The sequence below is a fragment of the Rugamonas sp. GW822-FHT03B10 genome (assembly GCF_058801745.1).
Genome location: NZ_JBXANP010000012.1, coordinates 55441 through 70052, shown reverse-complemented (window position 1 = coordinate 70052; position 14612 = coordinate 55441). Strand labels below are relative to the sequence as shown.

Here is a 14612-nt window from a genome sequence, read left to right as displayed (position 1 = left end):
TGCGCTCAGGGCGCGTCGCGCCACTGCCCGGCGGCGGCCAGCTTGTTCTTCAAGCCTTGCAGCGGGTAGCCCTTGGCATAGGCGGCATGGGCGCAGGCCAGCGCCGCCGCGTAGTCCTGCTTGCGCAGATACACGAGGCCCAGGTTGTATTGGTTAGTGGCGTTGTCGGGCGCGAGCCGCGCGGCCTCGCGCAGCTGGTCCAGTGCCCCGTCCACGTTCCCGAGCGCCAGCAGGTAGCCGCCGAACAGCGCATGCACCTGGGGATCGTCCGCGCGCGTGCGCAGGGCACGGTCGAAATAGCACGCCACCGTGTAGCGCGCGCCCAGCGGCTGGCTGGTCTTGTCCCGCAGCGCCAGGCGCGCCATGGCCGCCAGCGCCCGGTGGTGATTGGGGAAATGCTCGAGCGTGTAGCCGATGTCGTCACCGAGTTTGCCGCTCGCGCCACGGATCAGATGTTCGACGTCCGGAGTGAAATGGAATTGCTCGACCACGGCCAGCGTCCTGCGGTCGTTGGCGTTGGTGTAGTCGCCGCCGATCTCGTTGTGGACGAGCGGCCCGCAATCGACGGCGCTGGCGTGGACGGCGCCCGGCAGCAGCAGGGCGCACAGCAGATGGTGGGGTTTCATTTGGCCTCCCGGAGGGCGATGTCATCAAACAGGGCCGCCAGTTCCCGCGTGCGTGCGGCGCGCGAGTGGCGGGCGATGGTGGCCGGCGTGGCCAGCGGCGCGGCGCCCTGGCGCGCCAGATGCAGGAAGCGCGTCAACGCGTGCGCGATGTCCGCTTCCTCGTCGAGCCTGGCGATGGTGTCGATGCCGGCCAGCCGCAGCGTGGCGGCGGTGTCGCCGGCCGGATCGGTCAGGGCTAGCACCGGGCGGCCCGCGCGCAGGTACTCATAGAGCTTGGCCGGGATCTGGTGATTGCAGTTGCCGGCTTGCAGCAGCAGCAGACCATCGGCCGCCAGCATTTCGGCCAACCCGTCGTGGTACGGCAGGGGCGGCGCCAGCTCGACCAGCGATTCGATCCGGTGGCGGGCGATCAGGGGACGCAGGAAGTCCGCGTGGCCATGGGCCCGCAGCACCAGGCGGAAATTGCCGGCGCCAATCGCGCCGGCGGCCTGCAGCCGTTGCAGCGCGGCGAACAGGGGGCGCGGATCGCGCTCGGATGGGTAGACCAGGCCACTGTGCAGCAGCCGAAACACGCCGGCGCCGGCGCCGGCGCCACCGCGCTCGCCGCGCGCGGACAGTGCCGCGTGCTTGAAGCTGTCCTCGTCGTAGCCGTTTTCGATCACGCGCGCCTGGCCATCGGCCAGCGCCGGATGGCGTTGCTGGCACGCACGCATGGCGCCCGGCGTGGTGCACACCATCGCGGCGCTGCGGCGGACGGCCTGCGCTTCTATCCATTGGTGGATGCGGCGGGTGCGCGGATCGGGGGGGAAGCCCGGTTCGGTGAGCGGGTCGCGCTGGTCGGCGACCCATGGCAGGCCGGTCAGCCGATGCAGCGTCAGCGCCACCAGATGAGCGGTGGCGATCGGGTAGCTGGACCAGATCACGCTGGCCCGGTGGCGCCGGATCAGGCGCAGCCCGGCCGGAACGGCGCTCAGCCACCAGGAGATCCAGCGGTCGGGCTGGGCGATCAATGCGGGATAGCGGCCACCGAGGGCCAGGTGGCGGGCCGCGTCCCAGGCGGCGCTCCGGTGGATGGTCAAACCGGGCGGCACCTCGTCCAGTTGGTCGGCGCTGGTGTCGGGATAGGCGCGCGGGTGGGCCGACAGCACCAGCGGTTGCCAGCCAGCTTGCGGCAGGTACTGCGAGAACTTGAGTGCCCGCTGTATCCCGCTGCTGCCACGCATGGGCGGATAGTGGAAGGCGATCATCAGCACGCGCTTCACCACGATGCGATCCAATCGGCGCACAGTGCCGCCACTTCATCGCGCCACGCGGCGCGCGCGAACGTGTGGTTCGCCTGCGGCAGCGTCACCTGCCGGAAACGCGGCTCGGCCAGCAGGGTGCGCCAGTGGGCATGGTCCGTCTTCAGGCCCGCGAACTCGTGCGCCGTGAGGTCGGCACCGCTCAGGATGATCAGCACCTGGCCTTGGAACGCCTGCAACGCCCGGTACAGCCGCTGTGGCAAGTCCCCGTCCGCGTCGCCGCCTCCACCGCGTGCCAGCCGCATCACCTGGCGCAGCGTGCGCAGCGCATGCGCGACGCCCAGCGCGCCCGTGGCCAGCTTGCGCCAGAATTGGGGCTCCCGCAACCGGGCCAGGTAGTAATAGCGCAGCGTGGCGCGCGCTTCGGTCTGGACGGCGCGCACCCAGGGATTGAGCATGACCAGGCCGCGCACGCGCGCGTCGCCTCCGGCGTGGAACGCGGCGGCGGTGGCGCCATCGCACAGTCCCCACAGCACCAGTTCGCGCAGCGCGGGAACCGCCTGGAAGAAATGCGTGATGGCGGCCCGCACGTCGTCGTCCACCTGTTCGAACGTGCGCGATTCGCCCTCGCTGTCGCCCATGCCACGGAAGTCGAAGCGCAGCACGGGAATGTTGGCGCTGCACAGGCGGCGTGCCAGCAGCACGAACTGCCGATGGCTACCGACGCGGTATTGCGGCCCTCCGGTCACGACCAGCACGCCGCGCGGCAGCGGGGCCGATGGAAGATGGAGGATGCCCACCAGCCAGTCGCCGTTGCACGGGATGCGCAGCAACTGCGGGCGCGCTGTCACGGCAGCTCCAGCGCGCTGGTAGCGTCGAGCAAGGCGGGGCAGGCCACGCTTTCCGTGCTGGCCCAGAAGGACGGGCCGCACACCGCCCGCGCCGTGACCGCGACGCCGGCGGCGCGCCAGCGCGCGATCTGGCGTTCGGAAGCCGGCGCCACGGTCGCGGCCAGACGCGGCGTGGCGCCGGACGCCGATTCCGCCGCGCTGTCCACTTCCAGCCAGTGCACAGGGCAGGGGGGAGTGAGTTGGCCCGCGTCGCGTCCGACGATGGCCTGGAGCAGCTGCGGCGCCAGCGCGTAGCCCGCCACTTCGAGCTGCGGCGCCAGCGCGTAGCCTGCAACTTCGAGCTGCGGTGCCAGCGTGCAGTCCGCCACTTCGAGCGGCGCCACCTGGGCGGTGGTCCGCGCGTCGGAGGGCGCGGGCCCGGGGGCCAGCATGCTTGCCGCGCGCCCGGCCCGCAGGAATTGGTTGATGTGGCGGCGACCGTCGAGGGCGGGCTGCCACATGATCAACGCCGGCGGGGCGGTGGTCGCCGCGCAAGCGAAATCGAGCGCCAGCAGCGCGCCCAGCCGCGCACCCCACAAGCATGGCTGGCCATAGCCTTGGTCGCGCAGCCAGTGGCAAACGTGTTCAATATCGCGCAGCCACAGATGCCAGCGCGCATCGCCAAAGTCGCCGTCACTGTCGCCGCAGCCATACAGATCGGGCTGGACCACGGCATAGCCGGCGTGGGCGAGGCGACGGCTTTGCAGGGCGGCCATGCGGCGGCACTTGTTGAGTTCCTCGGCGAATGGCGGCACGTAGACGATGGCGCCGCGTGGCACCTCCGTTTGCGGCGCGTGGTACAGGCAAAAGCGTGCACCAGGGTCGGCCTCCAGCAGGAACGGCACTGCGCCGCGCACCGTATCGTCCATCATGCCAGCTTGCTCTGCACGAAGTCGCTGAGCGTGCCGAGGGTGGCGAAATGGCGGGCGCTGATTTCATCGTCCAGCACTTCGATGTCGAAGCGCGTTTCCAGCGCCGTGATCACGCTGGCCACCGCCATCGAATCGAGTTCGGGCACGCTGCCCAGCAAGGGCGTGTCGCGTCCCCGGCCAAGCTGGGGCACGCCCAGCGTCTCGCTCAGTATCGTTCTTACCTGGTCTAGTGGCGGCATGGCGGCTCCTGGTTGGGGTTGAGGTCGAGCGCGCCCGTATCGAAGCTCAGCTGGGGGGCGGATGCGGGGCCGCGCGAGAAGTGGAAATGGGGCGCCAGCGTGGCCACCATCCATTGCCACTGTCCGCAGCGCAGGAAGGTGGCGCTGCCCAGTGGCACCGTGCCGATGCGCGCGTGGGCGCTCAGCGAGGCGGCGTTGAAGGCCGAGATGCGACTGCACGACCAGCGCACGGCACGCGCGCGCAGCAGACGGCGGGCCTCGTCCCACAGGCGGCAGAAAGCCCAGCCGAAGCGGTCCTGCGGCCGGACATAGACGTCGAAATCCCAGCATGAGCGGGGCGACACGAGCCGGTAGCGGGCGCGCACCTCGTCTTCCTGGCAGCCGTCGAACAGCAGCCACAGGAAGCCGATCAGCTCATGGCGCCGGTACGCCGCCAGGCTGATCGCGCCCTGCGCGTAGCGCTTGTCCAGCACCGTCGCCGGGCGCGGATAGCGGGGCGGGATCGCCTCCCGGTGCGGCAGCACGCGGATCTCGATGTCGTTGCCACGGCCGGGGCACAGCGGCTGATCGCCCAGCCGTTGCGCGACGAACTGATATTTATGGATCGCGCATCGGCCGCCCGTGAGCCGCGCCAGGACCTGGTCGCACAGGTACAGCATGGCGTTGAGCCATCCCAGTTCGGTGATCGCGCGTGTCAGACGGTTGTGCATGGCGGGGACGGGGACCAGGGTTCTCGTCCGATTAAACACCGGGCGGCGAGCCATCCCTTTGCGGCCGCGCAAACGGTTGCGTCGATTGACAGGCATCAAAGAGCGCCGCGCCATTTGTCTCAATCATAGGCGATACCCAACGCTCAGAGGTGGCCGATGGCCCAGCTTATTCACGAGTTCATCTTCCAGTCGGCCCGCCGCGCGCCGCGCGCGCCGGCGCTGTCCTACCAGGGCGCCAGCCTGTCCTACGAGGCGCTCGCCGCCATGGTCGGGACGGCGGCCGGGACCTGGCTGCGCACCGGACTGGCGCCGGGCGACCGGCTGGCCGTGTATCTGGAAAAGCGCGAGGAGGCGGTCGTCGCCATGTTCGGCGCGGCGGCGGCCGGGGGCGTGTTCGTGCCCGTCAACCCTTTGCTGAAGGGGCCGCAGGTAGCCTATATCCTGGCTGATTGCAACGTGCGCATCCTGGTCACGTCGCGCGAGCGGCTGAGCCGCTTGCTGCCGGTACTGCACGCCTGCCCGGACCTGCGCGCCATCGTGTTGACCGATGGCGGCGAACAGGGCTTGCCGGACATCGCCGGCGTGGCCGTGCTGGACTGGCACGCGTGCATGAGGATGGACGACGCGGCCGGCGCGGCCACCGCGCACCGCCGTATCGACGCGGATGTGGCGGCCATACTGTACACCTCCGGCAGCACCGGCATGCCCAAGGGCGTGGTGCTGTCGCACCGCAACCTGGTGGCGGGCGCGGTCAGTGTCGCCGCCTACCTGGAGAACCGCCCCGAAGACCGCATATTGTGCGTGCTGCCGCTGAGCTTCGACTACGGCCTGAGCCAGCTGACCACGGCCTTCCTCAGCGGTGCCTGCGCCGTCCTGATGAACCATTTGCTGTTGCGCGACATCATCGACACGGTCGAGCGCGAGCACATCACCGGGCTGGCCGCCGTGCCGCCGCTGTGGATACAGCTGTCGGAACTGAGCTGGCACAGCGCCACGCGCCTGCGCTACATCACCAATTCCGGCGGGGCCATGCAGCGCCGCACGCTCGACGCCTTGCGCCGCGCGTTGCCCGACACCCGCATCTACCTGATGTATGGCTTGACGGAGGCATTCCGCTCCACCTACCTCGCGCCGGAACAACTGGACCGCCGGCCCGATTCCATCGGCAAGGCGATCCCGAACGCGGAAGTGCTGGTGCTGCGCGCCGACGGCACGCCGTGCGCCGCCAACGAGCCTGGCGAACTGGTCCATCGTGGCCCGCTGGTGGCGCTTGGCTATTGGAATGACGCGGACCGCACGGCGCAGCGCTTCCGGCCATTGCCGCCGCGCCTGCCCGGCCTGCCGCTGCCGGAGGCGGCCGTGTGGTCGGGCGACACCGTGCGCATGGACGAGGAAGGCTTTCTGTATTTCATTGGCCGCAGCGACGACATGATCAAGACGTCCGGCTACCGGGTCAGTCCGGTCGAAGTGGAGCAGGTGGTGTACGCATCGGGGCTGGTGCGCGAGGCCGCCGCCATCGGCGTGCCGCACACGCAGTTGGGACAGGCCATCGTGCTGGTCGTCGTGCCGGACGAGGCGGCCCCTGCCAGCGCCGAGCAGGTGCTGGTTGCCTGCCGCGCCGCCTTGCCCGCCTACATGGTGCCCGCCTGGGTCGAGCTGCGCGCGACGCCGTTGCCGCGCAATCCAAACGGCAAGATCGACCGGCCGCTGCTGGCCAGCGAGCTGGCCGCGGCCGGCGCACAGGGGCGGCGATGAATGCGCCCCTCCATATGCCCGCCGCGCCGTTTCCAGTGCTGGACGGCGCGCTGCAGGTGGGCGGCGTCGCGCTGCCACGGCTGGCCGAGCGGGTGGGGCGCACGCCATTCTATGCCTACGACAGGCAGCAGATCGGCCAGCGCGTGGACACCCTGCGGCGCGCGCTGCCGGCCGGCATCCGCCTGCATTACGCGATGAAGGCCAACCCCATGCCGGCCGTGGTGCAGATGGTGGCGGCGCTGGTGGACGGGATCGACGTCGCGTCCGGAGGCGAACTGCGGGTGGCGCTCGACACCGGCATGGCCGCGGACCGCATCAGCTTCGCCGGCCCCGGCAAGTCCGACGCGGAATTGGGTTGTGCGGTGGCGGCCGGCATCCTGCTACACGTCGAATCGGAACAGGAGATGGACCGCGTGGCGGCGACCGGGCAGCGACTGGGCCTGGCGCCGCGCGTCGCGATCCGCATCAATCCCGACTTCGAACTCAAGTTGGCCGGCATGAAGATGGGCGGCGGGCCCCGTCCATTCGGCGTGGACGAGCAGCGGGTGCCGGCGATGCTGACGGCGATGCGGCAGCGGGAGCTCGATTTTCAGGGCTTCCATATCTTCTGCGGCGCGCAGAATCTGTCGCCGGCCGCTATCGCCGAAGCCCAGACACGGAGCGTCCAACTGGCGGTGCGCATGGCCGAACACGCGCCCGCTCCCCTGCGGCAGCTCAATATCGGCGCCGGCTTCGGCGTGCCGTATTTCCCCGGGGACCAGCCGTTGGCGCTGGCGCCGGTGGCGGCCGCGTTGCAGCGGTCGCTGGATTTGTTGCGCCGCGCCGCGCCGGAGGCGATGCTGGCATTGGAACTGGGGCGTTACCTGGTGGCCGAGGCCGGCATCTACGTGTGTCGCGTGCTGGAGCGCAAGGTCTCGCACGGGCAGACCTATCTGATCACCGATGGCGGCCTCCATCACCACCTGGCCGCTTCCGGCAACTTCGGCCAGCGTGTGCGTCGCAATTTCCCGGTGGCCATCGGCAACCGGATGACCGATGGGGGGCGCGAAGTGGTGTCCGTGGTCGGCCCGCTGTGCACACCGCTCGACGTGCTGGCCGAGCAGGTCGCGCTGCCGCCTGCGGACGTCGGCGATCTGGTGGTCGTGTTCCAGTCCGGCGCTTACGGACTCACGGCCAGCCCGACCGCCTTCCTCAGCCATCCGCCTGCGCTGGAGGTGCTGGTATGAGTGGCCTGTGCGGTTGGTTCAACCGGGCGCGGGGCGGCGACGATGGGGCGGACGTTGGCGCCGCTGCCGTCCTGGCGCGGCAACGGCTGGCCAGGATGGCGGCGTCGCTGACGCGCTTCGATGGCAGCGCGGTGCAAGCCCTGTCCGGCGACGCGGCGGCGGTGGCCATCGCCGCCCGTGCGGACAGCGCCGAGCTGTTCCGGCACGATGGTTTGCTGATCGCCATCTGGGGTCAACCGACGTTGGAGGGCGGGAGCGGGCAGGTGGCCGCGCGCCTGGCCGCGCTGTGGCCGGTGCGGGGGCCGCGGTGCTGCGACGCGCTGGCCGGCGCGTTCTCGCTGTGCATACTCGACAGCCGCCGAGCCGAAGCCTTGCTTGCCGTGGACCGCAACGGCGCCCGGCCGATGCTGTTCCAGCCCACGCCGCAGGGCCTGCTGTTCGCCAGTTCGGCCGACGCCATCGTGGCCCACCCGTCCGGCGACGCCACGCTCGATCACCAGGCGATCTTTAACTACCTGTATTTCCACATGGTCCCGGCACCGGGCACCATGTACCGCCAGCAGCAGCGGCTGTTGCCGGGCGAGTATCTGCGCTACAGCGCCGGCGCGATGGAGCGCGGCCGCTACTGGACGCCCAGCTACCTCGAACGCGAGCGTACGCCCTGGCCCCAATTGCGGCCACGCTTTCTCGCCTTGATCGGCGACGCGGTGCAGCAAGCGCTGGCAGGCCATGAGGTGGGCGCCTTTCTTAGCGGCGGCACCGACAGTTCGACGGTGGTGGCCATGCTGGCGCGCGGCGATGTCGCGGCCCGCAGCTATTCGATCGGGTTCGACGTGGACGGCTACGACGAGGTCGACTACGCCAACCTGGCCGCGCAGGTGTTCGGCACGCGGCACCGGGTGCTGTATGTCACGGCCGAGGACGTATGCGCGGCCGTCCCCCACCTGAGCGCCGTGTTCGACCAGCCGTTCGGCAACGCCTCGGCCGTTCCCGCCTATTACTGCGCCCGCATGGCCAGGGCCGACGGCATCACCCGCATGCTCGGCGGCGACGGCGGCGATGAGCTGTTTGGCGGCAACGCGCGCTACGCGCACCAGGCCGTGCTGTCGCGCTACGAGCGCTGCCCGGCCCCGCTGCGCCAGTTGGTGCTGGAGCCGCTGCTGTTCGGTTTGCTGGCGGATTGGCAATTGCCGCTGGCGCGCAAGGCGCGCAGCTACGTGCGCCAGGCGCTGGTGCCGCTGCCGGCGCGGCTGGAAACGTACAACCTGCTGCAGAACTACGGCTTCGACGCTGTGCTGGAACCGGCGTTTCTTGCCTCGGTCGACAGTGCGCTGCCGGCGCGCATCCTCGATCTGGCCTACTGGCCCACACGCCACCTGAGCCAGATCAACCGGCTGCTGGCGTTGGACATGCGTTTCACCCTGGCCGACAACGACTTGCCAAAAGTGAACAAAGCGTGCGAGCTGGCGGGTCTGGAAGCGGCCTTCCCGTTCCTGAACGATGAAGTGGTGGCGTTCGCGGCCCGCCTGCATCCGGACGACAAGCTGCGCGGCACGCGTCTGCGCCACTTCTTCCGCGCGGCGCTGCGCGGAACGCTGCCGCGCACCATCCTGAACAAGAAAAAACACGGGTTCGGCCTGCCCGTCGGGCATTGGCTGCACACCCACGCCGGCCTGCGCAGCCTGGCTGGCGACAGCCTGAGCGCTCTGAAGCGGCGCGGCATCGTCCGTCCCGCGTTCATCGACGATGTGCTCGACACCCATCTGGCCGCCCATCCTCCCTATCACGGCACGATGGTGTGGGTGCTCATGATGTTGGAGCAATGGTTACAACTGCGCGTGGATGCGCGACGGTCACATGAGGAGGTGCGCGATGAGCTCCAAATCCGCCAGGGATGAGCCGGACTGGGACACCACCTGTCACGACGACTTCTACCGCCATTACGCCCGCCAGAGTGATGGCGACGCCGACTGGGACAGGTTCCGTCTGATCCAGGCGACGGTGTGGCGGGCGCTCGGGCAGCCCGCCGGGCCGTTGCGGGTGGGTGATATCGGCTGCGGCGCCGGCACGCAATCCCGGCTGTGGGCGGGCCTCGGGCACCGCGTGCAGGGCGTCGATATCAACGAAGCGTTGGTCGGGCTCGCGCGGCAACGGGCGCGGCAGGCGGGACTGGACATCCAGTTCGCCGTCGCCTCGGCCACCGCCTTGCCGTGGGATGATGGCGCGATGGACGTGTGCATCGCGCCGGAACTGCTCGAACATGTGACGGACTGGACGACCTGCCTCAGCGAGATGGTGCGCGTGCTGCGGCCCGGCGGCGCCTTGTTCATCAGCACCAGCAACAAGCTATGCCCGAGCCAGGAGGAATTCAGCCTGCCCCTGTATTCGTGGTATCCCGCCTGGCTCAAGCGCCGCTGCGAGCACCTGGCCCGCACCACCCAACCGTGGCTGGCGGGCCATGCCACCTATCCGGCCGTGAACTGGTTCACCTACTACAGCTTGCGCGACCACCTGGGCCGGCAGGGGCTCCATTGCATGGACCGCTTCGACCTGATGGAGCTGGCAGGGCGCGGATCCGCCGCGATCGCGCTCGTGCGGGCGGTCCGCCGCTGGCCGGCGCTGCGCTTCCTGGCCCATGTGGCCACGCCGTACACGGTGCTGCTCGGCATCAAACCGGCTGGCGCCAGCGGCTCCGAACGAGGCGCAAGCCAAAACGCCACGGCGCCGCGTCCCATGGCGTGAATCGCGGCAGCTGCAGCGGATCGCAACCCGGGGCGGCCGCCGCCGGGCGCGTGGACACGGCCGCGACATAGCCCGCATCGGCCACCATGCGCACATGGCGGCCGTCATAATCCTGGCCGGGCTTGCCGTTCGGGTAGGCGAAGCACTGGACCGGGCTGTCGATCAGGCGCTCCAGGGCCGCCTTGCCCGCTTCGATCTCCTGCCTGGCATCCACGTCCGGCAAGACCGCCAGGATGGGATGGCCTACGGTGTGGGCGCCTATCTCCATGCCGGCGCGGTGAAGATGACGCAGTTGGGCGTTTGTCATCATCAGGCCAGGCGCGCGCGGCGGCGCGAGCTGGTCGGCGATGGCCTGGCGCTCGCTAAACGGCAAGTACTTCAGGCGCAGCAGCAGTAGATCGAGCGTGCGTATCCGCTGCTGCCAGTCTTGGATGGGGTAGCAGGCCAGCCCCAGATGGCGCAGGTCGAGCCGGGGACCTGCTGCGGCCCGCACGTGCTCGATCACGGCGTCGTTCCACATGCGGCCGCCGTCGAGGTAGCCGGTGGCGATGAAGAAACAGGCCGGCAGGCCGTGCTGGCGCAGGACGGGCAGCGCCAGTTCCACGTTGTCCGCATAGCCATCGTCGAACGTGAGGCAGGCCGCGCGCGGCGGCAGCGTCCCGTCGCGCAGGCGCCGCGCCGCCTCGGGCAGGGACAGCACGTGGAACCAGCGGCGCAACCAGCGCATGTGGCGGTCGAACTGGCGCAGGTCCGGAATCGCCGGCTGCAGCGGATCGCGGCGCGCGACGACGCGGTGGTAGATGAGGATGGAGAGGCGGCGTGGCCAGCGCATCATGTCTCCGGGGCCGGCGCCGCCGGCTGGCGCGACGCGGCACGGGCCGGCGGCTGTTTGGGACGGGTGTCCTGGATCAGGGCGCGCATGGCCAGCAGCGCCGCCATCAGATAATAGGGCACGTCGTAATACACGAGACTGAGGAAGGCGCCGCCCACGGCGAAGCCGATCAGGCTGGCCTGGATCATGGTCGCCAGGCTGGCCGCCCAGGCCAGCTCGGGCTGGTCGCCGGCCTGACGGGTGATCCAGGAGGCGCAGCGCCACGTGGAGATGCCCAGCAGCAGGTACAAGCCCAGTCCCACGAAGCCATGTTCGCCCAGCACCTGGAAATAGATGCTGTGCGCGGCGTGCACGTCGGCCGGATGTGGCGCGTAGCGGGCGAACAGCGACGGTTCGGCCACGTCATAGCCGCCGCCGAACAGCCGGTCGCGCGCCAGGTGGTAAGCCATGTACCAGGCATTGATGCGGCCCATGGCCGATTCGTCGGCCTGGTAGTCGCCGATGGTGTCCATGCGGCTGCTCCAGCTTTGCGGCATGAACAGCAACAACAGCGGGGCCAGCAGCACGATCACGGCGCCGCTGCGCCATTTGTTGCGGCTCTTGCACCACATGAAGACGGTCATGGCGGCGATCGCCAGCAGGGCGCCGCGCGAATAAGAGCCGAGCGCCGCCAGCGCCGACAACACCATGGTCGCGCCCATCGCGCGGCGCTGCCATTTGTTGCCGCTCTGTTGCAGCAGATAGTGCATCAGCGGGATGGTCATGATGAGGGCCAGCGCGATGGCGTTGTTGTCCCCGATGAACGTGCCTTCCGGCCCCCACACGCGGTCCTCGCCGCCGGTGCGCAGCGTGAAGATGCCGCCCTTGACGCCATAGAAACCGAGCGAGATCACGAGGATCCAGATCAGCCGGTGCACATCCTCGCGGCTGCGCACCAGCATCATCGTGACCAGCGTCATCAGCATGATCTTCATCACCTTGTTCCACTGTTCATAGGACGCGGCCGGGAACAGGGCGAACAGTGTCGTCACATTCATCCAGACGATGAAGGCGAGCAGGGTCAGTGTGATGCCGTTGACGGGCAGGGCCTTCGGCCCCCGCTGGCCCGCCATGCCCAGCAAGGTGCACACGGCGACGATGTAGGCGAACGGGAAATTCTGCGCGAAGCCCCAGCCCTGCGTGTGCGGATTCATCACGCTGATCCACACCCACAGCAGGACGCCCGCGACGGGCGTCCTGAACACCATCGGCAGGCTGCCGAACACGATCACGGTGACGAGAATGTCGCGCATGGGGATGTGAGGGGTTGACGCGTCTCAACGGCCGGATGAACGGCCATGGCTACACTGGTTGCTCCGATATCGAACCACTATAGGACAGAGGAGCGGCGCCCTTGTTGACCGTACTCATGGCAACCCACAATGGCGCGCCCACCTTGCCCAGGGTGCTGGCCGCGTATGGCGCGCTCGTGCCGCCCGACGGTGGCTGGCGTCTCGTCATCGTCGACAACGGCAGCACCGATGGCAGCCGCGACATCATCGAGGCCCATGCCGGCTGCCTGCCATTGCGTTACCTGTACGAGGCGCGGCGCGGCAAGAATGCCGCCCTCAACCGGGGACTGGCCGAGGTGCTGGCCGACGCGGCGACCGATCTGCTGGTGTTCACGGACGACGACGCCATGCCGGCCCCCAACTGGCTGCGTCGCCTGGCCGCGTGCGCGGCGGCCCATCCCGGTTACGCCGTGTTCGGCGGCGCCATCGTGGCGGACTGGGCGCATCCGCCGCCGGACTGGGTGCTGGCCCACGTCCCGCTGGGCCTGACCTATGGCTTGACGGCGCCCGATCTGGCCGAAGGCCCCGTGTTTCCCGGCCTCGTATGGGGCGCGAACATGGCCGTGCGGCGCGCCGTGCTCGACGCCGGCTTCCGCTTCGACGAGAGCCTGGGCCCCAACGGCGGCGAATATGCGATGGGCGGCGAAACCTCGTTCACGCGGCGCGTGGCCGGGGCCGGCTTCCGCAGCTGGTTCTGCCGCGATGCCGTGGTGGCCCACCATATCCGGGCCCACCAGTTGCAAGCCCCGTTCCTGTTGCAGCGCGCGCGCCGCTTCGGGCGCGGCCAGTACCGCCAAGAGCGGCCGGGCGCTGTCCCGGCGTGGCTGGGCGTGCCGCGCTGGATGTTCAGGCGCTGGCTGGACGAAGCGGCCGGCGCGGCGCTGGCGTGGCTGCGCCGCGACGCAATCGCCGTGTTTCGCCACCGCTGGGAGCTCGCCTACGTGCAAGGCTATTGCCGCGAGGCGTGGCGCGGCGCGCGCCGGCCCGGCGCGAAGGTGCTGATCACCAGTCATTCCGGCGCGCTGGGCGGCATGGAATTGCGCATGGCGCAAGAGGCGCGCTTCCTGGCCGATGCCGGCCATCCGTGCCTGATCGCCACCCGCAAGTTTCCCGGCAGCGCGGTCTGGCGCGCCCGGCTGGCCGCCGAGGGGCTGCGCTGGACGCCGTTCGCGCCGCCCCTGTTCTTCGAACACTGGGCGTGGCGTCGCGTGAATCGATGGCGGGCCCGCTTGTTCGCCGTGCGCGCCATGCGCCGCCACCGCGCGCAGCTGGTGCATGTGGCCCTGTGCTGGACGAACTATGGCGCCTCGGCCATGTGGCTGGCGCGGCAATGCGGGCTGCCCGTGGTGCTCAGCGTGCATGGGACGTTCGCCATGGACACCATCTCGGCCTGGCATGCGCCCATGCTGCGCGATGCGTTCAGCGCCGTCGCGGGTGTGTATGCCGTGTCCGGGTCGGCCATGCGCCACTTTCTGGCCATCTACCGCGACTATCTGCCGGCGACCGCCCGGCTGGCCGTGATCCCCAATTGTGTCGACACCGAGCGCTTCCAGCCGTGCGCCGATGCCGGCCGCGCCGTGCGTGCGCGTTGGCGATTGCCGCCAGACAGTCTGGTGCTCGGCTGCGTGGCCCGGTTGTCGCCGGAAAAGCGGCCATCGCTGGCCATCGCCTTGCTGGCCCGCCTGCGGCAGCGCCACCCCCGGCTGTATCTGGTGTTCGCCGGAACCGGGCCGCTCGAAGGCGCGCTGCGGAAACAGGCCGAACAATGCGGCATGGGGCCGTACGTCGTCTTCACCGGCTACCTGGAACAGGTCGAGACGGTGATGCCCGGCTTCGACCTGCATCTGTTGATGAGTCGTGGCGAGGGGTTCGGCATCGCCACCATCGAGGCGATGGCGTGCGGCGTGCCGGCCGTGGCGACCGATGTCGCCGGCAGTTCCGACATCCTGCGCGACAGCCAGGGCGGCATGCTGGTGCCGCCCAACGATCTGGACGAGGCCGCCATCCGCATCGGCGACCTGTTGGCCGACGCGCCGCGCCGCGCGGCGATGGGGCGCCAGGCGCGGGCCGAAGCGATCGCGCACTACAGCAGCGCCGTGGTCGGCCGGCAGGTGCGCGATTTCTACCGTGGCCTGATCTGACGGCGGC

General features: G+C 69.8%; 13 protein-coding genes. 5 read left to right on the top strand and 8 right to left on the bottom strand.

All coding sequences use genetic code 11. The annotated features are described in order from the left end of the window. Positions 1-5 precede the first annotated feature (5 nt). The 6 genes from AC1RQG_RS18845 to AC1RQG_RS18820 are packed head-to-tail and all read right to left on the bottom strand — an operon-like array spanning position 6 to position 4578. Positions 6-626: a tetratricopeptide repeat protein gene (locus AC1RQG_RS18845; RefSeq protein WP_493133520.1), complete on the bottom strand. Its 621-nt coding sequence runs from the start codon at positions 624-626 to the stop codon at positions 6-8. Continuing rightward, a complete protein-coding gene (locus AC1RQG_RS18840) occupies positions 623-1912 on the bottom strand; it encodes a glycosyltransferase family protein (protein ID WP_493133519.1) in 1290 nt (429 codons plus the stop codon). The genes AC1RQG_RS18845 and AC1RQG_RS18840 overlap by 4 nt, the downstream gene beginning before the upstream one ends. Continuing rightward, positions 1885-2718: a hydrolase 1, exosortase A system-associated gene (locus AC1RQG_RS18835; protein WP_493133518.1), complete on the bottom strand. Its 834-nt coding sequence runs from the start codon at positions 2716-2718 to the stop codon at positions 1885-1887. The genes AC1RQG_RS18840 and AC1RQG_RS18835 overlap by 28 nt, the downstream gene beginning before the upstream one ends. Beyond that, on the bottom strand, positions 2715-3629 hold the full coding sequence (locus tag AC1RQG_RS18830; RefSeq protein ID WP_493133517.1) for a hydrolase 2, exosortase A system-associated: 915 nt from the start codon (positions 3627-3629) through the stop codon (positions 2715-2717). The genes AC1RQG_RS18835 and AC1RQG_RS18830 overlap by 4 nt, the downstream gene beginning before the upstream one ends. Then, a complete protein-coding gene (locus AC1RQG_RS18825; RefSeq protein WP_493133516.1) occupies positions 3626-3868 on the bottom strand; it encodes an acyl carrier protein in 243 nt (80 codons plus the stop codon). The genes AC1RQG_RS18830 and AC1RQG_RS18825 overlap by 4 nt, the downstream gene beginning before the upstream one ends. Then, a complete protein-coding gene (locus AC1RQG_RS18820; protein WP_493133515.1) occupies positions 3856-4578 on the bottom strand; it encodes a hypothetical protein in 723 nt (240 codons plus the stop codon). Before AC1RQG_RS18820 ends, AC1RQG_RS18825 begins: the two co-directional genes overlap by 13 nt. Positions 4579-4734: 156 nt before the next feature. Between AC1RQG_RS18820 and AC1RQG_RS18815 the strand changes: the two genes are divergently transcribed. The 4 genes from AC1RQG_RS18815 to AC1RQG_RS18800 are packed head-to-tail and all read left to right on the top strand — an operon-like array spanning position 4735 to position 10301. Further along, positions 4735-6333 carry an acyl-CoA ligase (AMP-forming), exosortase A system-associated gene (locus tag AC1RQG_RS18815; RefSeq protein ID WP_493133514.1) on the top strand — a complete coding sequence of 533 codons (1599 nt, stop codon included), beginning with the start codon at positions 4735-4737 and terminating at the stop codon, positions 6331-6333. Beyond that, complete coding sequence (locus tag AC1RQG_RS18810) at positions 6330-7559, top strand: pyridoxal-dependent decarboxylase, exosortase A system-associated (RefSeq protein ID WP_493133513.1); 1230 nt, start codon at positions 6330-6332, stop codon at positions 7557-7559. The genes AC1RQG_RS18815 and AC1RQG_RS18810 overlap by 4 nt, the downstream gene beginning before the upstream one ends. Beyond that, a complete protein-coding gene (locus tag AC1RQG_RS18805) occupies positions 7556-9457 on the top strand; it encodes an asparagine synthetase B family protein (protein WP_493133512.1) in 1902 nt (633 codons plus the stop codon). The genes AC1RQG_RS18810 and AC1RQG_RS18805 overlap by 4 nt, the downstream gene beginning before the upstream one ends. Further along, positions 9432-10301 (top strand): class I SAM-dependent methyltransferase, encoded by an 870-nt coding sequence (locus AC1RQG_RS18800; protein ID WP_493133511.1) that lies wholly within the window; start codon positions 9432-9434, stop codon positions 10299-10301. The genes AC1RQG_RS18805 and AC1RQG_RS18800 overlap by 26 nt, the downstream gene beginning before the upstream one ends. Here AC1RQG_RS18800 and AC1RQG_RS18795 read toward each other — a convergent pair. Next, positions 10228-11136, bottom strand: a complete 909-nt coding sequence (locus AC1RQG_RS18795; RefSeq protein ID WP_493133510.1) for a polysaccharide deacetylase family protein — start codon at positions 11134-11136, stop codon at positions 10228-10230. The two genes, AC1RQG_RS18800 and AC1RQG_RS18795, sit on opposite strands and share 74 nt — an antisense overlap. Next, a complete protein-coding gene (locus AC1RQG_RS18790) occupies positions 11133-12425 on the bottom strand; it encodes a putative O-glycosylation ligase, exosortase A system-associated (protein WP_493133509.1) in 1293 nt (430 codons plus the stop codon). Before AC1RQG_RS18790 ends, AC1RQG_RS18795 begins: the two co-directional genes overlap by 4 nt. 116 nt (positions 12426-12541) lie before the next feature. On the opposite strand from AC1RQG_RS18790, the gene AC1RQG_RS18785 reads away from it, so the two are divergent. Further along, positions 12542-14605: a glycosyltransferase gene (locus AC1RQG_RS18785; RefSeq protein WP_493133508.1), complete on the top strand. Its 2064-nt coding sequence runs from the start codon at positions 12542-12544 to the stop codon at positions 14603-14605. Positions 14606-14612 lie beyond the last annotated feature (7 nt).